The organism is Serratia sp. TSA_105.2, from assembly GCF_052692115.1.
In genome coordinates this window covers 396592-416595 of the sequence record NZ_JBQZFT010000001.1, presented here as the reverse complement: position 1 = coordinate 416595, position 20004 = coordinate 396592, and the positions used below count along the sequence as shown (strand labels likewise).

The window sequence follows — 20004 nt, the reverse complement described above, 5'->3', positions numbered from 1 at the left end:
ACTTGGAGAGCGCGCAATGAATATTACCCCCTGCCTGTCCCACGTCTCGCTAGGCTCCAACGATTTCGAGGCCGCCGCCGCCTTTTACGATCGTGCGCTGGCCGCCTTGGGTTGCCGACGTGTGCTGGAGCATCCCGGCGCCATCGGTTACGGCCGCGACTACCCGGAGTTTTGGCTGCAGATGCCGATCGACGGCCGCCCGGCCTCGCCCGGCAACGGTACGCACGTCGGTTTTTTCGCCACCAGCAAGCAACAGGTGGATGAATTTCATCGTCAGGCGCTGCTGGCCGGCGCCGTCGATGAAGGCGCGCCCGGTTCGCGTCCGCATTACGGTGAGGCTTACTACGGCTGCTTTGTCCGTGATTTGGACGGGCACAAGATTGAAGCCAGCTTCTGGGATGAAAGCGCAGCCTGAAGAAGAAGGAAAACCGAATAAAAAAATGCCGGTGATTAAACCGGCATTGTACGAATCAAATGTGCTATGCAGTAATTCAAAAATAAGAAAGTAAGACAATTATGGAGCGCAACGCCCATCGCTTGACGTTGCATTCACCTGCGAGTGAGATCATGCCCCATTTCCCCCGGCTAAATGTTGATATTGCTCAATGTTAACCGGGTTTTCGTCATTTTTGCCTACAGCCAGCGGCTGCGCTTCAACCACCAAGCGACGCCAAGCACCAACCCAACCAGCATCAGGCAAAATGCCGCAAAACCGAGGGGATTACCGCCGCCCGGAATGCCGCCGAGGTTGACGCCAAACAGCCCGGTCAGGAAGGTGGTCGGCAGAAATACCATCGCCAACAATGACATGGTGTAAGTACGGCGGTTCATCGCGTCGGCCATCACCGTGGTGATTTCGTCGGACAAGATGGCGGTGCGCGCGATGCTGCCGTCCAGATCGTCCAATCCCCGCCCCAGGCGATCGGCGATGTCCTGCATGCGGCGGCGATCGTCGTCGCTCATCCACGGCAGGCGGTCGCTGGCCAACCGTGCAAAGACGTCGCGCTGCGGCGCCATGTAACGGCGCAACACGATCAGCTGTTTACGGATCAACGCCAGCTGGCCGCGCTCCGGCACCTGCTGCTCCAGCAAGGCGTCCTCCAGATCGATAATCTTGTCGTGCAGATCCTCGATAAATTCGCTGGTGTGATCGGTCAACGCATCGGAAATTTCCACCAGCCAGTTGCCGCTGTTGGTCGGCCCGGCGCTGCTTTGCAGATCGTTCACCACCTGATCGATGGAATACACCTTGCGGTGTCGCGTGGAGATAATCAGTTTATCGGTGATGTATACGCGGATAGTGACCAGTTGGTCCGGCCGTGAGTTGGCGTTGAAGTTGATACTGCGCAGGGTGATCATCGTACCTTCGCCCTGGCGGCTGACGCGCGGCCGTGAGCTTTCGCCGGAGAGCGCTTCGCGCACCGAGTCCGGCAGCAGCGGCGTGGTACTCAGCCATTCAGCGCTGGCCGGGTGCGCGTAATCAAGATGCAGCCAGCACGGCGCGTCGCAGGTGATCTTGTCATCCTGCCCGATCGGCGTTACGCCCCCCTTACCGTCCAGCTGATAAGCGTAAACCGCATCGGCGACCTGCAGCTCGCTCCCCTCAATCACATCCATTCATTTATCCCCTCAGTCTTGCTTATGTTGCTGAGTCTAGCGTTAACGCCTTGGAGATCAAAGGCCAAGCTGTAACGCCAATTTTCACGTTGTTCTATAAGCGTGGTCTATACTTCTGCCGCAAGGAACGCAAGACAGCCCGAGAGGAGACTCGCATGTTACAAATCAGCGCCGCAGATATCTTGAAAATCGTCTTACCGACCGTCATTACGCTGTTTATCGCCGTCGTCAAAACCCCTTTTCGCATTCGGCGGGAAAACCACGATAAGCTGCTAAACCTGCTCGAATCGGTCGAGAAGCCCCAAAGCGCTCCCATACGCCTGTTGCGCTTTCGCGACTATATCGGCAACAGCAGCGCCGGCCTTGTTGCGCTGCAGCTGCTGCTGGCATTGCCAGACAGCGTAGCGGCACTGGAACGCTATCGTTTCACCGGTGGCCGCCAGCAAATCTTGCGCGCCACGTCCGCAGGCTTCGTTTTGCGGCCTAGCGCCAATAACGCTTTCAAACGTTTCCTGCTTTCCTGCCGCTATTTTTTGCTGTATTTGGTGTTCGTTACGCTGCTGGTACTGTTCCCCGCTTTGACTCAATGGGGACTCCAGCAGTTAGGGGTATTGATTACGCCCTATTCACTCAGCTATCTGCCTAATGCACGCATAACCAACGGCTGGCAGCTGCTGTTCCCCGGCTTATTATTTATTATCATTATGCTGAGCCTGACATATCTGACTTTCAAACAGCTGGCACGCGCGGGTAACCTCAGCTCGGAACGCGCCTTTTATCGCTACTATCAACGAGCGCGTGAGGAACAACGATGCCGGGAGGTTCTGAAACAAATGCGCGCTGCGCTGCGCCGGGCCTGACGAGGATGCGCCGCCTGCGCTGCATCGCAATGGCCGCTCTGTTGTTGTTGAGCCAATCGGTTCGTGCAGAACCGGTGTTGGAGCGTCTCGCCACGCCCTATCACGCGCCGACTGCGTCGGGTTCACTGCCTTATTTTGTCGCTCACGTTCAATCCCCCCAGCCACGCACCGCACTGGTGGTGATGCACGGGCATCCACGCGACGCCGCCAAGTCGTTGCAAGCGGCGATCGACGCCGCGCAGGGAGCGGGAGACAACAGCTTGCTGGTCGCCCCGCTGTTCCCGGTGCCGGAAAAACTCGCCGCCCACTGCCATTCCGCCGGTCTGCCCCAGCCGCAAGACGGCGACGCTCTGTGGCGCTGCGGCTCCTGGATCGAAGGCGGTTTGGATAATGACGGCAAAACCGGCTCGTTCAACGCCATGGATAGCCTGCTGGCCGACCTGAAACGGCGCTGGCCGTCGCTGCAGTCGATAACCGTGGCCGGTTTTTCCGCCGGCGCCCAGTTCGTGCAGCATTATGTCGGCTTTGCCCATCCGCCAGGCAGAGTGCGGCTGCGCTATGTGGTGGCTGACCCCGGCAGCTGGCTCTACTTTGATAATCTGCGCCCCCAGCCAACATATGGGGGGAGCTGCGGCAGTGAAAAAACGTGTCGTTTCCGCTGGCAAGCGGTGAACGCCGGCCAGTGCCCACAGGCCAACCGATGGAAATACGGGCTGGAAGCGCTTCCCGCTCACCTGCAGCGCACCGCAAACGCGGCCCGCCGGCGCTATGCCGCTGCCGATATCACCTATCTGGCCGCCGCCGAGGATACCGGCACCGCGCCGGGCGCCTACTATCGGATACTCGACAAATCCTGCGCCGCCCAGTTGCAGGGCCCCTACCGTTTGCAGCGCGCCCTGGCCTACGCCGACTACGATCGCCGTTATCTGGCGCCGGAGAAGCCGCATCGGTTAACGATCGTTCCCGGCTGCGGGCACAACGTCGCCTGCGTATTTCCCGCCCCGGCGGCCAGGCGAGCACTTTTCCCCATTAATGCAGACTAATAATAACGGCAATGAAATAAACCATTGCCGATAAATCAGACAATATCGCCGATAAAGCGCTGGCAATGCCGTTATTATTATGACTTAACATATTGCTATCAATTTTAATTCAAAATGATAATAATAAATCAACACAAAGCTGTTTCAGCGCAAATTTTAGGGGCATATACTTTTCTCACTACGAGGAGGTAGTTATGTTACGCGACCATTTAAAAATAAACGCCAGCGATACGCTGGAAAAAATCAGCAATATCCATTTGCAAAACCAGGGCCAGGAAGAGATCAGTGAGTTTGTGGTGAAAAACGCCGCCGGCCTGCAGATTGGCAAGGTCTCCGTCCACGATCGTTTCAGCACTCGCCGCTCTTATCCCACCAGCTACCGTATCACCCAAACCGACATGAGCGGCCGGGTGGTGGTGGACGCCATGCGGGACTGTCTATAAGCGTAACCACTCTCTGAAATAGCGAAAAATAATGTGATGATGGCAACCCTGTTTATTATTAAACGGGGTTTACCGCGTGGAAAAATTAATTACCCTCTCCGTTGCACCGTCGAAAAAATAAAGCCCCCGCATTACGCGGGGGCTAAAAAAATAAGCTCAATCAGTGTTTGATAATATACATCGTTTGGCTGTAGGCCACGTCTTCCGGATTGGTGATCGGGTAGCCTTTTACCCACGGTTTGATCAGGCGGCCGTTGGTGTACTGGTAAATCGGCGCGATCGGCGCCTGATCGGCAATGATCTGCTCCATCTTGTTGTAATCGGCGGTCACCGCCGCAGGATTGGTTTCCCGCCCCGCCTGCGCCAGCAGCTTGTCGTAGTCCGCGTCCTTGAACTTGGCGATGTTGCCGCTGTGGGTGGAGGTCAGCAGCGACAGGAAGGTCGACGCTTCGTTATAGTCACCCACCCAGGAGGCGCGGATCACGTCGAAATTGCCGGTGTTGCGGCTATCGATATAGGTTTTCCACTCCTGGTTTTGCAGCTTGACGTCAATGCCGAGCTTCTTCTTCCACATCGAGGCCACGGCGATGGCGATCTTCTGGTGGCTTTCCGAGGTGTTATACAGCAGCGTCAGCTTCAGCGGGTTGTTCGGGCCGTAGCCAGCCGCCTGCAGCAACGCCTTGGCCTGCGCGTCCAGCTCCGCCTGCGGTTGCTGTTGCTGTTGCAGCAAACTCTCCTCCGGTTTGAAGCCGGCGGTCACGTCCGGCGTGAAGTGATAGGCCGGCTTTTCGCCGGTGCCCAGCACTTTTTCCGCGATAATCTTGCGATCGATGGCGTAGGACAAGGCCTGGCGCACCCGCACGTCGTTGGTCGGCGCGCGCTGGGTGTTGAACGCGTAGTAATAGGTGCCGAGCTGATCCGGCGTGTAAACCTGCCCCGGAATGTCTTTCAGCAGCTTCTGATACATGTTTTTCGGGAAGGATTCGGTGATATCGATGTCACCCGCCAGGTAACGCTTGGTGGCGTTGGATTCCTGGTTGATCGGCACGAAGGTCACTTTGGTCAGCACGGTATGCGCATGATCCCAGTAATGATCGTTAGGCGTCAGCACCAGCTTCTCGTTCACCACCCGCTCCTGCAGTTTGAACGCGCCGTTGCCCACCAGATTGCCGACCTTGGTCCAGTCGTTGCCGTATTTTTCCACCACCGCCTTATTCACCGGGAACAGACTGAAGTTGGCCGTCAGGCTGACGAAGTAAGGCACCGGTTTGTCCAACTGCACTTTAAGCGTGTAGTCGTCCGGCGCCGACACGCCCAGGCGATCGGCCGGCAATTTGCCGCTGATGATCTGTTCGGCGTTCTGGATCCCCGCCAGCTGCGCGAACCAGGCGAACGGCGACAGGTTTTTCGGCTCTACCAGCCGCTGCCAGCTGTAGACGAAATCCTTCGCTGTGACAGGGTCACCGTTTGACCACCGCGCGTCTTTGCGCAGATGGAAAATGTAAGTCTGGTTATCGCTGGTCTGCCAGCGCGTGGCGACGCCGGGGATCACTTTTCCGTTGGCGTCCTGATTGACCAGCCCTTCGAACAGATCGCGCGCCAGCTGGGCCTCCGGCAGGCCAACCGCTTTGATCGGATCGAGCGAGGCCGGTTCGTCTTTAATGTGGCGCACGATTTCCTGTTTGGCCGCCAGCGCGGTGCCCGGGGGAACCTGCGCCGCCATGGCGCTGCTCATACAGGCGCCGATCGCCGCCGCGCAAAGCGCCAAACGAAAACCTCGTTGCATTTTTCTTCCCGTCATTATGATATTCCCCCGTTAACCATCTGAATTTTTTATCATATAGCACAAGATCCGTCCGGCCTAGCGCTCACGGTCGAGAAGTTGCAAAAAGTGCGATTCAGGCGATAAAAAAACCCGTGCGGCGCAGGGCGGCACGGGCGGTGTTTGCAGCAGCAACCGTCAGTCGTACAGGTGGATGCTGTCGATGCGGTAGCTGAACTCTTCGCCTTCTTCTTCATCGAACACGGTGAAAAAGCCTTTCTCGGCCAGCGGACGGGCCGAAATATCGGTTTTTTGCAGCTGGCGCGCGTCGGCGTCGTCGTAGCCGTAATCAAGGTAGAAGACATCTTTCTGGTAATCGATATGCAGGGTGAACGGATAGTTCGATTCGTCCCCGCGCCCGTCGTCGTTTTTCACCACGCCGAACCACTCCCCCTGACGGATCTGGTTTTCAGCGTCCACGCCGCACAGCAGCGTGATGGTGTCATTTTCATTTTCGCTATAGCTGGCGATGATTCTGGCTACTGGCATGTTAAATCCTCTTGCGGGTGATTGGCTTAGCACTGCCGTTAGTATAACAACAGCGTCAGGCCAGGTGCGGTTTAATTGGCGTTTTCGCCGCCGCCGCGTCACAGATCGCGCAAACGCCGCACAATTGCGATGGGAAAGATGCCTCAAAGCGTAATACACTGAATAAAATGACAATGACTCTCGGCCTTTTACTCAGGGACAACACCATGACCGAACATCGACCGCGCAGTGAACGTGGCCAGTTGGCCGTCGCAGGAGAGAACTACGGCAGCTCGCTGCTGGGCGCGCCGCTGCTCTATTTCCCGGCGGCGGTCAGCGGCCCGGAGACCGGGCTGATCATCGCCGGCACCCACGGCGATGAGAGCGCCGCCATCGTGACCCTGTCCTGCGCGCTGCGCAGCATCGCGCCCGAGCAACTGCGTCACCACGTGGTGCTGGCGGTCAACCCCGACGGCTGCCAGCTGGGGCTGCGCGCCAATGCCAACGGCGTCGATCTGAACCGCAACTTCCCGGCCGCCAACTGGCGCTCCGGCGACACCGTCTACCGCTGGAACAGCGCGGCGCCGGTGCGCGACGTCAAGCTCTCCACCGGCGGGCGCCCCGGTTCCGAACCGGAAACTCAGGCGCTGTGTCACCTGATCCATCGCCTGAAGCCGCACTGGGTAGTGTCGTTCCATGAGCCGCTGGCCTGCATCGAAGATCCCGCCAGCTCGCGGCTCGGCGTTTGGCTGGCGCATAAGTTCGAGCTGCCGCTGGTGACCAGCGTCGGTTATGAAACGCCCGGTTCGTTCGGCAGCTGGTGCGCGGATCTGTCGCTGCCGTGCATCACCGCCGAATTCCCGCCGATCTCCGCCGATGCCGCCAGCGAGCGCTACATCGACGCGATGACCGAGCTGCTGACCTACCCGAATTAATCCCTACGGGGCGATATCGACGATCGCCCCGCATTCAAACGCCAGGCCCGGTTCGACGTCCCGCGCCAGCCAGGTCGGGCCGTCCAGATCGACGAAGCGCGCCGCCGGCGCCAGCGGCAAGGCGGCGGATATCGCCCGCGACGTGCACAACATGCAGCCGAGCATGATAGCGAACCCTTGTTCGCGCGCGGCCTGCGCCAGCGCCAACGCCTCGGTCAAGCCGCCGGTTTTGTCCAGTTTGATATTGACCATCTGATAGCGCTGCGCCAACCGCGGCAGATCGGCGAGGGTGTGGCAGCTCTCATCGGCGCAGATCGGCAGCGGATGAATAAAGTGCTCCAGCGCGGCGTCGTCACCGGCCGGCAGCGGCTGCTCCAGCATCGCCACGCCAAGATCGGCCAGCAGTTGGCAGCGCGCCGCCAGCCCTTCCGCCTGCCAGGATTCATTGGCGTCGACAATCAACGTCGCCTGCGGCACCGCAGCGCGGATCGCCACCAATCGTTCGCTGATATAGTGATCGTCGAGTTTGATCTTCAGCAGCGTGGCACCCTGCTGCTCCAGTTCACGCGCGGCGAAGGCCATCGCTTCCGGCGTACCGATGCTGACGGTCTGCGCCATACGAATATGCGCCGGGGCCGTCACGCCGCTGCGCTGCCACAGGCTCTGCCCGAGCAGGCGGCACTCGAGATCCCACAGCGCCGAATCCAGCGCGTTGCGGGCGGCGCCCGCCGGCATCTGCGCCCGCAGCTGTTCGCGGGTCATGCCTTGTGCGATCGCCGGCGCCATCTCTGCCAGCTGTGCCATCACCGATTCCTCACTCTCGCCGTAGCGCGGGTACGGTGTGCATTCACCGATGCCGCGCACGTCCTGCTGTTCGATTTCGACCACCACCACCCGGGCTTCGGTGCGGCTGCCGCGCGCAATCACGAAGGCGGTATGCAGCGGCCAGGCTTCCGGGTAAAAACGCATGTCTCTCATAACGGCTCCTGAGCGAAAACTGCGCATTCAGCCAGGCTGATGCGCCGGTGATGTTTTATAGAACAGCCTAATATATACAACTATTTAGCAAACTTTGATATCCAATCCGCCCCGGTTGTCATAAACTGGCGCCAGGGTGTGAACCTGATGTTAAATGCCGTTACCGGCGCACCGTTTCATCAGGTTCATACCCTTTGTATAAACACCTGTAAAAGGAATCTAGCAATGACTCAGACAGTACATTTTCAAGGCAATCCGGTCAGCGTAGCGGGCAAGCTGCCACAGCAGGGCGAACAGGCCAAGGCCTTCTCACTGGTTGCCAAAGACCTGTCAGACGTGGCGCTGAGCAGCTTCGCGGGTAAACGCAAAGTCCTGAACATCTTCCCAAGCATCGATACCGGCGTCTGCGCGACTTCGGTGCGTAAATTCAACCAGCTGGCCAGCGGCCTGGATAATACCGTGGTGCTGTGCATCTCCGCCGATCTGCCGTTCGCGCAGTCTCGCTTCTGCGGCGCGGAAGGCCTGAGCAACGTGGTCACCCTGTCCACCCTGCGCGGCGCCGAATTCAAGCAGGCGTACGGCGTCGAAATCGCCGAAGGCCCGTTGGCAGGCCTGACCGCGCGTGCGGTCGTGGTGCTGGATGGCCAGGATAACGTGCTGTACAGCGAGCTGGTGAACGAAATCACCACCGAGCCGGACTACGACGCGGCGCTGGCTGCGCTGAAATAACAAAGCCGGCGTTCGCCGGCTTTGGATACCCATTAAAGGCGCCGCAAGGCGCCTTTCTTATTCCTCGCTCTCGGCGCCGCCCTTGCGGCTGCTCAGGCCATACTCGCGCAGCTTGTTGGCGATGGCGGTATGGGAAACGCCCAGTCGCTTCGCCAGCTTGCGGGTGCTGGGATAGGTGCGATACAGGCGCGTCAGCACCGAGCGCTCGAAACGCTTGCTGATGTCGTCCAGCGAGCCGTCCAGCACCTCGTCGCCCAATGACATCTCCACCTCGAACTCCGGCAACACGATATCCTGCGGCCGCAGCTCGTAGCCTTCGGTTTGCGTCAGCGCGCGGTAGATGGCATTTTTCAGCTGGCGCACGTTGCCCGGCCAGCCATATTTGCTGAGGAAGCCGCCCAGATCGCTCGCCAGCTTGGGCCGCGCCACGCCCTGCTCATCGGCGAAGCGCGCCACGAACAGCTCGGTCAGCGGCATGATGTCCTGCGGACGCTCGCGCAATGGCGGGATGGTGATGGTCAGCACATTGAGGCGATAATAGAGATCTTCACGGAATTCGCCGCGCTGCACCAGCTCGGTGAGGTTTTTCTGGGTAGCGCAGATCACGCGCACGTCGACGTGCACCTCATGCTCTTCGCCAACGCGGCGGAAGGTGCCGTCGTTGAGGAAACGCAGCAGTTTGGTCTGCATGCGCGGCGACATTTCGCCGATCTCATCCAGCAGCACCGAGCCGCCGTTGGCCTGCTCGAAGAAGCCCTTCTTGCCTTCCAGCGCGTTGGGATAAGCGCCCGGCGCATGGCCGAACAGCTCGCTCTCCACCACGTCATCCGGCAGTGCGGCGCAGTTCAGCGCCAGGAACGGCTGTTTGCCGCGCGGGCTGCGCAAATGGCAGGCGCGGGCCAGAATATCCTTGCCGGTACCGGTATCGCCGACGATCAACAGCGGCGCATCGAGCATCGCCAGCTTGCGCGCCTGCTCCAGCACGTGACGCATCTTGGCGCTTACCGCGACGATATGGTCGAATTCGGTATCGTCGTTCACCGACAGATTTTGCAGCTGGCGGCCCATGCGCGCGGTGGACTTCAGCATCACCACCGCGCCGACCGCGGCCGGCTGCTGCTGTTCGTCTTCCAGATAGATAGGCGTGATGTCCATCAGGAAGTCCTGGCTGCGGATCACCACCCGCTCGGAGTGCGGCGCCGTATGCTCGCTCTCCAGCCAGCGGCTGAAGTTATAGCCGCCGATCAGCGCCCCGGCGGTCTGGTTGCGGATCTTGTCTTCGTTCAGGCTGAACAGCGCCTGCGCCGCCGGGTTGGCCAGCTCGACCTTGCCCTTCATGTCGATCGAGAACACCGGTTCCGGCATCGACTCCAGCAGCGCACGCAGCGCGCGATGCTCACGTTCGGAAGGCATAAAGCTGACGGTGCGCACGTCGGTCACGCCGGCGATGCGGCGGATCTCCGCCATCAGCGCGCGGAAAGTATCGAAATCCAGCTGGGAGAAATTGAGGTAAATGCGGCCGATGGGATCGATCTCGATGCCACGCAAGTCAATGCTGCGCGATACCAAAAGATCGAGTAATTCTCGAGTGAGACCGAGGCGGTCTTCGCAAAATACTTCCAAACGCATCAGTGTTGGCCTTATCTCTGCAGGTGCGGGGATCGTTGACGATGATGATACTCCCTCGCACCGGGCGGTAGAAGCAGTCTGTCAGCAAAAGTTGACAGAACTCTGATTTATTGCCGTGGTTGCTGATTTTAAACGCAAGCGGATAACAGCATCGGCGTCATTTTAGCCTACAAACAGAGAGTTATCACAACCAGAATTAATTTTGCAGAGATTTATCACGCACTCACAGGGGGATCGACTGTCGTCAAGTCTTGATTACGTTCGGCGTTCGCGCCGTTGAGAGAACGGCGCTCCTGAGAGCGCCGTCGTGGGGGTTATTTGGCCTTGCCGTCGCTCTTTTTCAGCGTGTCTTTCAACTGGCCGATCAGCTGGCTACGGAAATCGCCAAGCTTCGGTTTTTCCCCTTCCAGCCACGGCAGCGGGCGGCACAGCTCCATCGCCTTGATGCCCAGCCGCGCGGTCAACAGCCCGGCGCCGATGCCCTGCGCCGCGCGCGCCGACAGCCGCGCCGCCAGATCCTGCGACATCCAGTCCATGCCCACTTCGCGCACCAGCTCGGAGGCGCCGGCGAAAGCGATGTTCAACAGCACCAGCCGGAACAGACGAATGCGGCTGAAGTAGCCCAGCTCGATGCCGTACAGCGCGGCGATGCGGTTGATCAAACGGATGTTGCGCCAGGCGATGAACGCCATATCCACCAGCGCCAACGGGCTGACGGCGATCATCAGCGTCGATTCGGCGGCGGAGCGGCTGATTTCGCGCCGCGCCTGGTTGTCGAGCACCGGCTGCACCAGTTTGGCGTAAAGCTCCACCACTTCACGGTCATTCTGCGTTTCATGCAACGAGGCCTGCCAACGCTGCAGCGCAGGATGCCCCTGATCCAGTCCGGCCTGGCGCGCCAGCTTCTCGCAGAATTCTCGCCCTTGCCCCAGCCCGTGGCTGTGCAACAGCTCGCGCGCCACGTCGCGCTCTTCTGCGCGCTGGCGCAACCGATACAAACGCCGCCACTCGGTGACCACCGAACCGACGCCGGCGAACACGATCAGGCCGCCGGCCACGCCGCCGCCCATGGCGATCCAGTCCTGCTGCACCCAGGCGGTATGCACCCACTGCACGCCCTGCGCCACCACGCTGACGCCAAACAGCGCCAGGCCGGCGGTGACCATTTTGCGCCACAGGCTGCGTTTGGGTTTCAGCGCGGCGTTGATGATGCCTTCGGCGCGCCCTTCTTCCTCTTCCTGCTGCAACTCCGGCGCCGCCGGGAAAAAGCTTTCCGCCTGCTCGGCATCGAAAGCGACGCCGGCGCGCAACGCCGGCTCTTGCGGCGGCTGCAGCGGCTCGTCAAAATCGATACGCGGTTTGATCGGCTCGCTCATCGCAATTTGTCTCCCAATAAAAACTCCATCACCGCATCCAGACGGATGTGCGGCAACGGGCTGTCCACGCTCATGGCGCGCGGACGAAACTCATCGAAGTGGAACCCCTGGCTCTGCCAGAACGCCGGCCCCGGCAGGCGCGCGGGCACTTCGCCGGGGAACACCGTCAGCGGCGCGCCGTCGCTCAGGCGGTTGCCCTTCAGCGCCGGAATGCGTTGCCCCTGATGGTCGACGATACCGCTCTCGGTCGCCTGCACCGAGGCCAGGCCGACGCAATCCATGCTGATGCCCTCAAACGCCGCGTTCTGCCACGCCTCTTGCACCAGTTGTTGCAGCAACGACACCAGATTGGCGTGCTGATCGGCGGTGATATGGTCCGCCTTGGTGGCGGCGAACATCAGTTTGTCGATGGTCGGCGAGAACAAGCGGCGAAACAGCGTGCGTTTGCCGTAATGGAAGCTCTGCATCAGTTGGGTCAGTGCCAGACGCATGTCGTTGAACGCCTGCGGGCCGCTGTTGAGCGGCTGCAGGCAGTCGACCAGCACGATTTGCCGATCGAAACGGACGAAATGTTCTTTGTAGAAGTTTTTGACGATCGACTGGCAATAGTAGTTGAAGCGAGCGCGCAACATGCCAATGTTGGTGTGTTTGTCGGCCTGCGCCAGCTTCGATTCGCCGATCGCGGCCACGTCGGGCCACGGGAAAAACTGCAGCGCCGGCGCGCCGGCCATATCGCCCGGCAGCACGAAGCGGCCCGGCTGAATGAAGTGCAGCCCTTCGCTTTTGCAGCGCAGCAGATAATCGGTGTAGGCCTGGGCGATCGCCGCCAGGCGGTTTTCATCGGCCGGGGCCAGCGGATCACAGGCCTTGCACAGCTCAAGCCAAGGCTTGGCCCATTCGGCGCGTTCGCCCTGCAGCAGCCCGGTCATCTGGCGCGACCAGGCCAGGTAGTCCTGCTCGAGCATCGGCAGATCCAGCAACCATTCACCCGGATAATCGACGATCTCCAGGTACAGCGTGGAGGTGTCTTTGAAGTGGCGCAGCAGCGAGTCGTTGGAGCGGTAACGCAGCGCCAGACGGATTTCGCTGACGCCGCGCGTCGGCGTCGGCCAGGCCGGCGGCGTGCCGTAAAGCTGCGCCAGCCCTTCGTCATAGGTGAAACGCTGGATGCCGAGATCGCGCTGCGGGATGCGTTTGACGCCCAGCAGGCGCTCTTCGCGCACCGGTGAAAACAGCGGCATGCGCGCGCCGCTGTGCACATGCAGCAGTTGGTTGACGAAGGCGGTGATAAAGGCGGTTTTGCCGCTGCGGCTCAGGCCGGTCACCGCCAGGCGCAGATGGCGATCCATTCCGCGGTTGACCAGCGAGGTTAACTCATTTTGCAGTCGTTTCATTGCTCTCCTTGACGTAACGCCCGAATGCCTTGTTCAGGCCTTTACGGAACAGCGGTTCCAGCACCAGCGCCAGCACGAAGCGCACCGGTTTGCGGCCGACGGTCTTCAACAGCCAGCCGGCGGCGCCCGCCGGGCCATAGTTCAATAACGCTATGATGATGACTTTAGCCAATGTCTTCAACATTGCCGCCGTTCCTCGTTTAAATCCACCCGTTCTGGCGGTGTTCGCGACATCGATTTTATTCATGACAATGCCCTCCGGCACAAGACGATTAAGGTTACATTCACGGGATTACGGCGGCGAAGATGCCCGGCCTGCCCAGGCCGGGTCTCGCAAGAAGGGTTACAGCTTGCGGAAACGGCTCTGTACGCCGAAGGTATCGGACGTCACGTAGCGCTCGACCTGACGCAGCTGCTGCTCGCCGCTGCCCAGCTCATACTCCAGCTGATCGAGCAGCTGGCGCGGCGTCTTCTGATGCTCGCCTTCGAAGCGGCTGGCCGGCGCTTCGTCCAACACGAACACCAGCGCGATATAGGCCACCAGCGTGAAGAAGAACAGCCCGAAGAACAGCGACAGCACCACCATCACGCGGATCAGGCGCACCGGCACGTCGAAATAGTGGGCCAAACCGGCGCAGACGCCTTTCACCATACCTTCTTCGGGAACGCGATAAAGCTTTTTACTGCCCAGCGTGGTGCTCATCAGGACTGTCTCCAGTTCGGGTGTTCCGCATCGAGGATCTCTTCCAGCGCCTGAATGCGTTCACGCATGCGTTTGGCGTCTTCCGCCAGCTGCGCCAGGCGCTGCATTTCTTGCTGACTCAGCTGGATGCCGGTCTGTTGCCGATTGCTGTAATGCAGCCAAAGCCAAATCGGCGCGACAAACAGCACGAAAATTGTCAGCGGAATGGCAAGTAATAAAGCACTCATTGTTATTCCTTCTTATCGGGTCCTGAATTGGCGGCCACCTCCGGCGTGTGGCCGCGGTTCGCCTTACTCGGAACGGTTCATCTTGGCTTTCAGCGCCGCCAGTTGCTCACTGATGGCGTCGTCGGCCTTCAGCTCGGCAAACTCTTGGTCCAGCGACTTCTTTTTACCGATGCTGATGCTTTCCGCTTCGGCTTCCATGTGGTCGATACGGCGCTCGAACTGTTCGAAACGCGCCATCGCCTCATCCAGCTTGCCGCTGTCGAGCTGGCGGCGCACGTCACGAGAAGAAGACGCGGCCTGATGACGCAGCGCCAGCGCCTGCTGCCGCGCGCGGGTTTCGGTCAGCTTGTTTTCCAGCTCGCCGATTTCGCTCTTCATGCGCGCCAGCGTTTCTTCTACGGTCGCCACTTCCTGCGTCAGCGTGGCGATCAGATCGGCCACCTTTTGTTTTTCGATCAGCGCCGCACGGGCCAAGTCTTCTTTATCTTTGCGCAGCGCCAGTTCAGCTTTTTCCTGCCAGTCGCTTACCTGGTTTTCACCCTGCTCAATGCGACGCAGCAGCTGCTTTTTCTCCGCCAGCGCGCGCGCCGACGTAGAGCGAACTTCAACCAGCGTGTCTTCCATCTCTTGGATCATCAAGCGCACCAGTTTCTGCGGATCTTCCGCCTTGTCCAGCAGGGTGTTGATGTTGGCGTTCACGATGTCGGCAAAACGAGAAAAAATACCCATAATTCACTTCCTCTTGGTTCTGATGGCGTCTGAAGCGCCGCGTTAAGTCGTACAGCTTGCCCAAAGATATAATCAAAACCCGTGCCAACTTTTATATTACTGAAAAATAAAGAATATTATTTTTTGACTCTCTGCATGCTTGCTGTAGAGTGATTATTTTAACCAAACATTGGCGAATTTCATCATGAACGAGCAGCCAGAGAATTTGTTGGGCGAGGCAAACGCCTTTGTCGAAGTCCTGGAGCAAGTCTCCCAGGTCGCCAAGCTGAACAAGCCGGTACTGGTGATCGGCGAACGCGGCACCGGCAAGGAGCTGATCGCCCACCGTCTGCACTACCTCTCCAACCGCTGGCAAGGGCCGTTCATCTCGCTTAACTGCGCCGCGCTGAATGAAAATTTGCTGGACTCCGAACTGTTCGGCCACGAGGCCGGCGCCTTTACCGGCGCGCAAAAGCGCCATCTGGGGCGTTTCGAGCGCGCCGACGGCGGTACGCTGTTCCTCGATGAGCTGGCGACCGCGCCGATGCTGGTGCAGGAGAAATTGCTGCGGGTGATCGAATACGGCCAGTTGGAGCGCGTGGGCGGCAGTCAGCCGCTGCGGGTGGATGTTCGCCTGGTGTGCGCCACCAACGACGATCTGCCGGCGCTGGCGGCGGCGGGCAAATTCCGCGCCGATCTGCTGGATCGGCTGGCGTTCGACGTGGTGCAACTGCCGCCACTGCGCCAACGGCGGCCCGATATCATGCTGCTGGCCGAGCACTTCGCCATTCAAATGTGCCGCGAGCTGGCGCTGCCGCTGTTTCCCGGCTTTACCAAACGCGCCAGGCAAACGTTGCTCGAGTATGGCTGGCCGGGCAACGTGCGTGAACTGAAAAACGTGGTGGAGCGTTCGGTCTATCGTCACGGCGACAGCGACAGCCCGCTGGATGAGATCGTCATCAACCCGTTTGCGCCACGCGAGGCCACGCCGGTCGCGCCCGTTCCTGAAGACGCCGGCGCGTTACCGCCGCTGCCGCTGGATTTGAAACACTGGCAGCTGGAGCAGGAGAAAGCATTGATCGAAGCGGCGCTGCAGCAGGGGCGGTTCAATCAGCGCAAGGCGGCGCAGCTGCTGGGGCTCACCTATCATCAGCTGCGCGGCATGCTGAAAAAGCATGCGCTGCTGCAAAACGGCGAAGCGGACGAGGAATAACAACGTGAAGATGGGGTGCCGGTCTTTCCCGGCCGTCAGCTATTAACCCCAGGTTGAGAGATGTGGCCTGAGAACGGCCGCCTGGAAATGTCGGTCTTTCCCGACGGTCACTTCACTGCGCGGGGATGTCCCGCCGATGAATCACCTTCTTGCAAGATCACTGCGGTATTTTTCCTGCCCGGTAAATGACGCCGAGCGACAACGCGACGCAGACCAGAAAGGCATAACGCAGACCGAAAGTTTCGGATAAGAACCCGATTAACGGCGGCCCGATCAGCGTGCCCAGAAAGCCGATGGTCAGCACCGCCGCGATGGCGGCGCTTGGTGCCATGGAAGAAGACCTTGCAGCCGCCCCCGCAACCAGCGGAATTATGGCGCAAATGCCCAGGCCGACCAGGAAAAAACCGATTATCGATGTCACCAACCCCGGTAACCAGGTCGTTAGCGTCATGCCGATGAACGCCAGCATCCCGCCCCACTGCAACGTTCTTCTCACTCCGATCCGATCAACGAACCGGTTCAACATGAGCCGGCCGATCGTCATGGCCGCCATAAATACCGTAAAACCCAGGCCGATGTATTTTCGGTCGACCGAGACGACATCCTGAAAATAAACGACGCTCCAGTCGTACATGATGCCCTCACAAGCCATCGAGCAGAAAACGATCAGGCCATAGTTGAACAACGATCGGTCAGGAATGGCAAAAGCACGCCCGGTCTGTTCCAGCTCCGGTTTGTCGAACAACGCCCGCCGGCACAGCAAGGCGGACATCAACGCCACCGCCGCTATTCCCACAAAGTGCAGCGGCAAGGCGACATCCCGGCCGATCATTAATGCCCCGATCCCTGCGCCGACAAACCCGGCCACGCCCCATATGCCGTGAAAAAAGGGCAACCTGGTTTTACCGCTGACCGCCTCGGCGATGCTGGCCTGCATATTGTTCGAGACATTGACCGCGCTATAAGCGAACCCGGAGAAAAACAGCAATGCCTCCAGTTGAGGGACCGTCGCGGCGAAGGGCACCAGAAGCAAAAGCATGGCGTTGATCAGAATGGCCGCGACGCCGACCACCCTGCTGCCAAGTTTGGCGATCGCCCATCCCGATATCGGCAGAGACAAGACCACCCCGGCCGACATGGCGAACAGTACGCTGCCGAATACGCCGTCAGACAACGCAAGCCCTCCTTTGATCGTCGCCATCCTTGAGCTCAAACTACCGAAACACAGCCCCAGCATGAAAAACATGCTGGATATCGCCAAGTTTTTTTCTTTCATCATCGACATCATGGGCGCCCCCTTATCCGATTAGCGGCCTGCTCAGGCGAAAGCATCAATGCCGGTCAGCGATGCCGAAAGCGCCCACAAACGCTGCGCCTGTTCCGGGTCGATCGCGTATTCCTTCACGCCGACCAGTGCCTGGCTGTCGTGCGCGGCGATGCCGGCAATATCGCCATCCTCGCAGTAAAGCCCCCCTAAACCTTGCAATTGCGGTGAAGTGGCGGCCCACACCTGAGTAGCGGCCCCCTGCTCAGGCGTTTTAAGAGCGTCGGGATCGGCCGGATTGCCGTCTCCGTCCATCCAGCCCAGGGCTATCATCTCTGCTCTCGATATGTGCCGCTGCAGCGGCGTGGCGATACTGCCAGGGTGAAGACTAAATGTGCGGATCCCCCGCGAGCGGCCCAGAAGATCCAACCTGACGGCGAACAGGGCATTCGCCGTCTTCGACTGACCGTATGCCAGCCACTTGTCGTAACCGCGTTCGAACTGCACATCTTCCCAACGGATCGCCGAATGGTGATGCCCGGCGGAGGAGACGGTGACCACCCGCCCTCCATCGGCAATGGCCGGCCACAGCAAGTTGGTCAGCGCATAGTGGCCGAGGTGGTTGGTGGCGAACTGTCTTTCCCAACCTTGCCCCACCCGCGCCTCCGGGCATGCCATCACTCCGGCGTTGTTGATGACAATATCCGCCCGTAGGCTCGATGCGGAAAAGTCAGCGGCGAAGCGGCGCACGCTGTTCAAATCGGCGAGATCAAGTTCGGCGATCTCGACTCCGGCGCTCTGTCCTAACACCTCTTTGGCTGCCGCCGGTGCCCGGCAAGCAACGATGACACGTGCGCCGGCACCGGCCAGCGCCAGCGTCGTCTCCAGACCGAGACCTGAATGACCACCGGTGACGATGGCCTGCGAGCCTGACAGATCCAGGCCTGCGAGCACCTCGTCGGCGGTCGTTTTGGGCCCAAATCCTGACTTGATGGGGGTTTGTTGGGTAATCACAGGCATTCTCCTCACGGTTAACAGTGACCGGCCAAACGCAGCCAGCGCGTCGATGAGAAGAAGTATGAAATTCCGTCACGTGACTGTGAATGCATGAAACCCCGAACTTCTGTCGAGATCGTCCAGGTTACGCGGCGCAAAGAGAAGAGAAGTGGATCATGGCGGCTCGCCAAGCGAGATTTCCGGTCTTAGACAGGCAAAAAAAAAGCCAGCACCCGAGCTGGCTTAAAAAACACTGGAAGCAATGTGAGCAATGTCGTGCCTTCCACATCAGAGCCGCAAACTGTGGCCTTCCGTGAACTGCCAGGAGATGATAATAGTTATCAGTATCGTCTGTAAAGCACTTTGTTGAGAATTTTTCTCATTACCACACGAAGATTGCGCAATTACCACTCAGGGAACGGGTCTGCCATGTCCAGCCAATAGTCCACGCCGGCGGCCATTTCATCGTCGCTCAGCAGGCAGTCGTCCAGCAAACGCGCGATCGTCGCCTGCTGCAGATGCTGGCCGATAAACACCAGCTCCTGGCGCATGTCGCCGAACGGCTCTACCCATTTTTCCTGAATATGCGCCCGCGCTTCGGGATCCTGCGGCCAATTGTCTTGCGGGATAGCGCGCCAAAAGGTGCCCGCGAGGCCGTAGTGGGCGATGCCCCCTGCCTGGCTCCACTGCCCGGCCTGCCGCGGCCGCGTCGCCAGCCAGAAAAAGCCTTTCGAGCGCAGCAGCTTGCCGCCGCCCCAGTCGCCGTTAATCACGCGGTAAAACTTGTCCGGCGCAAACGGCCGCCGCGCCTGATAGACGAAGCTGCTGATACCGTAGTTTTCCGTCTCCGGCACGTGTTCGCCGCGCAGCTCTTTCAGCCAGCCGGGCGCCTGCTGCGCCTTTTCAAAGCTGAAGCTGCCGGTATTCAGCACCGCTTCCAGCGGCAGTTTGCCCGGCGCGATCGGCACTATGCGGGCATCGGGATTCAGGCTGGCCAGCAGCGCCATCACTTCGCCCTGCCGGGCTGGCGTCAACAGATCGGTCTTGCTGACCAGGATCACGTCGCAGAATTCAATTTGCTCAATCAGCAGATCCGCCACGCTGCGCAGATCGTCCTCGCCCAGGCTTTGGCCGGCCTCCTGCAGGCTTTGTGCCTGCTGGTACTGCTGGATGAAATTCACCCCGTCGACCACCGTCACCAGGGTATCCAGCCGGGCGAACTGCGACAGGCTTTCGCCCTTTTCGTCCTCAAAGGTAAAGGTTTCCGCCACCGGCAACGGCTCGGAGATGCCGCTCGATTCGATCAGCAGGTAATCGAAACGCCCGTCCTGCGCCAGCTCACGCACCGATACCAGCAGGTCTTCGCGCAGCGTGCAGCAAATGCAGCCGTTGCTCATCTCAACCAGCTTCTCTTCCTGGCGATCGAGATGCACTGCATTTTCCACCAGCGCGGCGTCGATGTTGACTTCGCTCATGTCGTTGACGATCACCGCCACGCGCATGCCCTGCCGGTTGTTCAGGATGTGGTTCAGCACCGTGGTTTTGCCGGCGCCGAGAAAGCCGGAAAGCACGGTCACGGGAAGTTGTTTCATGGGAGCC

The 20004-nt window shown here is 59.8% G+C and carries 21 protein-coding genes; 7 read left to right on the top strand and 14 right to left on the bottom strand.

What is annotated here, in order from left to right; genetic code table 11:
* The first annotated feature begins 16 nt into the window (after positions 1-16).
* Positions 17-415, top strand: a complete 399-nt coding sequence (locus tag ACUTSC_RS01825; RefSeq protein ID WP_060439842.1) for a VOC family protein — start codon at positions 17-19, stop codon at positions 413-415.
* 218 nt (positions 416-633) lie between these two features.
* Here ACUTSC_RS01825 and zntB read toward each other — a convergent pair whose 3' ends face one another.
* Positions 634-1617: a zinc transporter ZntB gene (zntB, locus tag ACUTSC_RS01820; protein WP_197767325.1), complete on the bottom strand. Its 984-nt coding sequence runs from the start codon at positions 1615-1617 to the stop codon at positions 634-636.
* A gap of 155 nt (positions 1618-1772) precedes the next feature.
* On the opposite strand from zntB, the gene ACUTSC_RS01815 reads away from it, so the two are divergent.
* The 3 genes from ACUTSC_RS01815 (at position 1773) to ACUTSC_RS01805 (ending at position 3963) form a co-directional block, all read left to right on the top strand.
* Positions 1773-2477 (top strand): hypothetical protein, encoded by a 705-nt coding sequence (locus tag ACUTSC_RS01815; RefSeq protein WP_197767326.1) that lies wholly within the window; start codon positions 1773-1775, stop codon positions 2475-2477.
* Positions 2429-3520 carry a hypothetical protein gene (locus ACUTSC_RS01810; RefSeq protein WP_197767327.1) on the top strand — a complete coding sequence of 364 codons (1092 nt, stop codon included), beginning with the start codon at positions 2429-2431 and terminating at the stop codon, positions 3518-3520. The genes ACUTSC_RS01815 and ACUTSC_RS01810 overlap by 49 nt, the downstream gene beginning before the upstream one ends.
* Before the next feature lie 194 nt (positions 3521-3714).
* The gene (locus ACUTSC_RS01805; RefSeq protein ID WP_004930507.1) at positions 3715-3963 is read left to right on the top strand and encodes a hypothetical protein; all 249 of its coding nucleotides are present in this window, start codon (positions 3715-3717) and stop codon (positions 3961-3963) included.
* A 160-nt stretch (positions 3964-4123) separates the two neighbouring features.
* On the opposite strand, the gene ACUTSC_RS01800 is transcribed toward ACUTSC_RS01805, so the two are convergent.
* Positions 4124-5764, bottom strand: coding sequence for a peptide ABC transporter substrate-binding protein (locus ACUTSC_RS01800; RefSeq protein ID WP_445653051.1), 1641 nt, complete (start codon positions 5762-5764; stop codon positions 4124-4126).
* A gap of 159 nt (positions 5765-5923) precedes the next feature.
* On the bottom strand, positions 5924-6274 hold the full coding sequence (locus ACUTSC_RS01795) for a hypothetical protein (protein WP_063990008.1): 351 nt from the start codon (positions 6272-6274) through the stop codon (positions 5924-5926).
* 206 nt (positions 6275-6480) lie between these two features.
* Between ACUTSC_RS01795 and mpaA the strand changes: the two genes are divergently transcribed.
* A complete protein-coding gene (gene mpaA, locus ACUTSC_RS01790) occupies positions 6481-7188 on the top strand; it encodes a murein tripeptide amidase MpaA (RefSeq protein WP_063990009.1) in 708 nt (235 codons plus the stop codon).
* Between the two features lie 3 nt (positions 7189-7191).
* On the opposite strand, the gene ycjG is transcribed toward mpaA, so the two are convergent.
* Complete coding sequence (gene ycjG, locus ACUTSC_RS01785; RefSeq protein ID WP_197767329.1) at positions 7192-8166, bottom strand: L-Ala-D/L-Glu epimerase; 975 nt, start codon at positions 8164-8166, stop codon at positions 7192-7194.
* A gap of 225 nt (positions 8167-8391) precedes the next feature.
* Between ycjG and tpx the strand changes: the two genes are divergently transcribed.
* Positions 8392-8895, top strand: coding sequence for a thiol peroxidase (gene tpx / locus ACUTSC_RS01780; protein WP_004930536.1), 504 nt, complete (start codon positions 8392-8394; stop codon positions 8893-8895).
* A 57-nt stretch (positions 8896-8952) separates the two neighbouring features.
* Here the strand turns inward: tpx and tyrR are convergent, their stop codons facing one another.
* The 7 genes from tyrR to pspA all read right to left on the bottom strand — a co-directional run bounded on the left by tyrR (position 8953) and on the right by pspA (position 14953).
* Positions 8953-10524, bottom strand: coding sequence for a transcriptional regulator TyrR (gene tyrR, locus ACUTSC_RS01775; RefSeq protein WP_197767330.1), 1572 nt, complete (start codon positions 10522-10524; stop codon positions 8953-8955).
* Between the two features lie 314 nt (positions 10525-10838).
* Entirely contained in the window at positions 10839-11900 is a 1062-nt protein-coding gene (locus ACUTSC_RS01770) for a YcjF family protein (protein ID WP_004930545.1), read from the bottom strand.
* Positions 11897-13294, bottom strand: coding sequence for a YcjX family GTP-binding protein (locus ACUTSC_RS01765; RefSeq protein ID WP_038880359.1), 1398 nt, complete (start codon positions 13292-13294; stop codon positions 11897-11899). Before ACUTSC_RS01765 ends, ACUTSC_RS01770 begins: the two co-directional genes overlap by 4 nt.
* Positions 13275-13541, bottom strand: coding sequence for a phage shock protein PspD (gene pspD / locus ACUTSC_RS01760; protein ID WP_074181209.1), 267 nt, complete (start codon positions 13539-13541; stop codon positions 13275-13277). The genes ACUTSC_RS01765 and pspD overlap by 20 nt, the downstream gene beginning before the upstream one ends.
* Before the next feature lie 96 nt (positions 13542-13637).
* Positions 13638-13997, bottom strand: coding sequence for an envelope stress response membrane protein PspC (gene pspC, locus ACUTSC_RS01755; RefSeq protein ID WP_004930552.1), 360 nt, complete (start codon positions 13995-13997; stop codon positions 13638-13640).
* Complete coding sequence (gene pspB, locus ACUTSC_RS01750; RefSeq protein ID WP_004930553.1) at positions 13997-14224, bottom strand: envelope stress response membrane protein PspB; 228 nt, start codon at positions 14222-14224, stop codon at positions 13997-13999. The genes pspC and pspB overlap by 1 nt, the downstream gene beginning before the upstream one ends.
* A 63-nt stretch (positions 14225-14287) precedes the next feature.
* Complete coding sequence (gene pspA / locus ACUTSC_RS01745; protein ID WP_025303000.1) at positions 14288-14953, bottom strand: phage shock protein PspA; 666 nt, start codon at positions 14951-14953, stop codon at positions 14288-14290.
* A 184-nt stretch (positions 14954-15137) separates the two neighbouring features.
* Here pspA and pspF point away from each other — a divergent pair, with 184 nt between their 5' ends.
* On the top strand, positions 15138-16145 hold the full coding sequence (gene pspF, locus ACUTSC_RS01740) for a phage shock protein operon transcriptional activator (protein ID WP_197767331.1): 1008 nt from the start codon (positions 15138-15140) through the stop codon (positions 16143-16145).
* A 157-nt stretch (positions 16146-16302) separates the two neighbouring features.
* Here pspF and ACUTSC_RS01735 read toward each other — a convergent pair whose 3' ends face one another.
* The 3 genes from ACUTSC_RS01735 to zigA all read right to left on the bottom strand — a co-directional run bounded on the left by ACUTSC_RS01735 (position 16303) and on the right by zigA (position 19997).
* Complete coding sequence (locus ACUTSC_RS01735; RefSeq protein WP_197767332.1) at positions 16303-17433, bottom strand: MFS transporter; 1131 nt, start codon at positions 17431-17433, stop codon at positions 16303-16305.
* Positions 17434-17463: 30 nt separating this feature from the next.
* Positions 17464-18429 carry an SDR family NAD(P)-dependent oxidoreductase gene (locus ACUTSC_RS01730; RefSeq protein WP_445653050.1) on the bottom strand — a complete coding sequence of 322 codons (966 nt, stop codon included), beginning with the start codon at positions 18427-18429 and terminating at the stop codon, positions 17464-17466.
* Positions 18430-18809: 380 nt separating this feature from the next.
* The gene (gene zigA, locus ACUTSC_RS01725; RefSeq protein ID WP_197767334.1) at positions 18810-19997 is read right to left on the bottom strand and encodes a zinc metallochaperone GTPase ZigA; all 1188 of its coding nucleotides are present in this window, start codon (positions 19995-19997) and stop codon (positions 18810-18812) included.
* Positions 19998-20004: the final 7 nt, after the last annotated feature.

Excerpts from the sequence above, each read along its gene's own strand:
- ACUTSC_RS01825 (WP_060439842.1), top strand. The coding sequence starts at position 17 with ATGAATATTACCCCCTGCCTGTCCCACGTCTCGCTAGGCTCCAACGAT.
- zntB (WP_197767325.1), bottom strand. The coding sequence starts at position 1,617 with ATGGATGTGATTGAGGGGAGCGAGCTGCAGGTCGCCGATGCGGTTTAC.
- ACUTSC_RS01815 (WP_197767326.1), top strand. The coding sequence starts at position 1,773 with ATGTTACAAATCAGCGCCGCAGATATCTTGAAAATCGTCTTACCGACC.
- ACUTSC_RS01810 (WP_197767327.1), top strand. The coding sequence starts at position 2,429 with ATGCCGGGAGGTTCTGAAACAAATGCGCGCTGCGCTGCGCCGGGCCTG.
- ACUTSC_RS01805 (WP_004930507.1), top strand. The coding sequence starts at position 3,715 with ATGTTACGCGACCATTTAAAAATAAACGCCAGCGATACGCTGGAAAAA.
- ACUTSC_RS01800 (WP_445653051.1), bottom strand. The coding sequence starts at position 5,764 with ATGACGGGAAGAAAAATGCAACGAGGTTTTCGTTTGGCGCTTTGCGCG.
- ACUTSC_RS01795 (WP_063990008.1), bottom strand. The coding sequence starts at position 6,274 with ATGCCAGTAGCCAGAATCATCGCCAGCTATAGCGAAAATGAAAATGAC.
- mpaA (WP_063990009.1), top strand. The coding sequence starts at position 6,481 with ATGACCGAACATCGACCGCGCAGTGAACGTGGCCAGTTGGCCGTCGCA.
- ycjG (WP_197767329.1), bottom strand. The coding sequence starts at position 8,166 with ATGAGAGACATGCGTTTTTACCCGGAAGCCTGGCCGCTGCATACCGCC.
- tpx (WP_004930536.1), top strand. The coding sequence starts at position 8,392 with ATGACTCAGACAGTACATTTTCAAGGCAATCCGGTCAGCGTAGCGGGC.
- tyrR (WP_197767330.1), bottom strand. The coding sequence starts at position 10,524 with ATGCGTTTGGAAGTATTTTGCGAAGACCGCCTCGGTCTCACTCGAGAA.
- ACUTSC_RS01770 (WP_004930545.1), bottom strand. The coding sequence starts at position 11,900 with ATGAGCGAGCCGATCAAACCGCGTATCGATTTTGACGAGCCGCTGCAG.
- ACUTSC_RS01765 (WP_038880359.1), bottom strand. The coding sequence starts at position 13,294 with ATGAAACGACTGCAAAATGAGTTAACCTCGCTGGTCAACCGCGGAATG.
- pspD (WP_074181209.1), bottom strand. The coding sequence starts at position 13,541 with ATGAATAAAATCGATGTCGCGAACACCGCCAGAACGGGTGGATTTAAA.
- pspC (WP_004930552.1), bottom strand. The coding sequence starts at position 13,997 with ATGAGCACCACGCTGGGCAGTAAAAAGCTTTATCGCGTTCCCGAAGAA.
- pspB (WP_004930553.1), bottom strand. The coding sequence starts at position 14,224 with ATGAGTGCTTTATTACTTGCCATTCCGCTGACAATTTTCGTGCTGTTT.
- pspA (WP_025303000.1), bottom strand. The coding sequence starts at position 14,953 with ATGGGTATTTTTTCTCGTTTTGCCGACATCGTGAACGCCAACATCAAC.
- pspF (WP_197767331.1), top strand. The coding sequence starts at position 15,138 with ATGAACGAGCAGCCAGAGAATTTGTTGGGCGAGGCAAACGCCTTTGTC.
- ACUTSC_RS01735 (WP_197767332.1), bottom strand. The coding sequence starts at position 17,433 with ATGATGTCGATGATGAAAGAAAAAAACTTGGCGATATCCAGCATGTTT.
- ACUTSC_RS01730 (WP_445653050.1), bottom strand. The coding sequence starts at position 18,429 with ATGCCTGTGATTACCCAACAAACCCCCATCAAGTCAGGATTTGGGCCC.
- zigA (WP_197767334.1), bottom strand. The coding sequence starts at position 19,997 with ATGAAACAACTTCCCGTGACCGTGCTTTCCGGCTTTCTCGGCGCCGGC.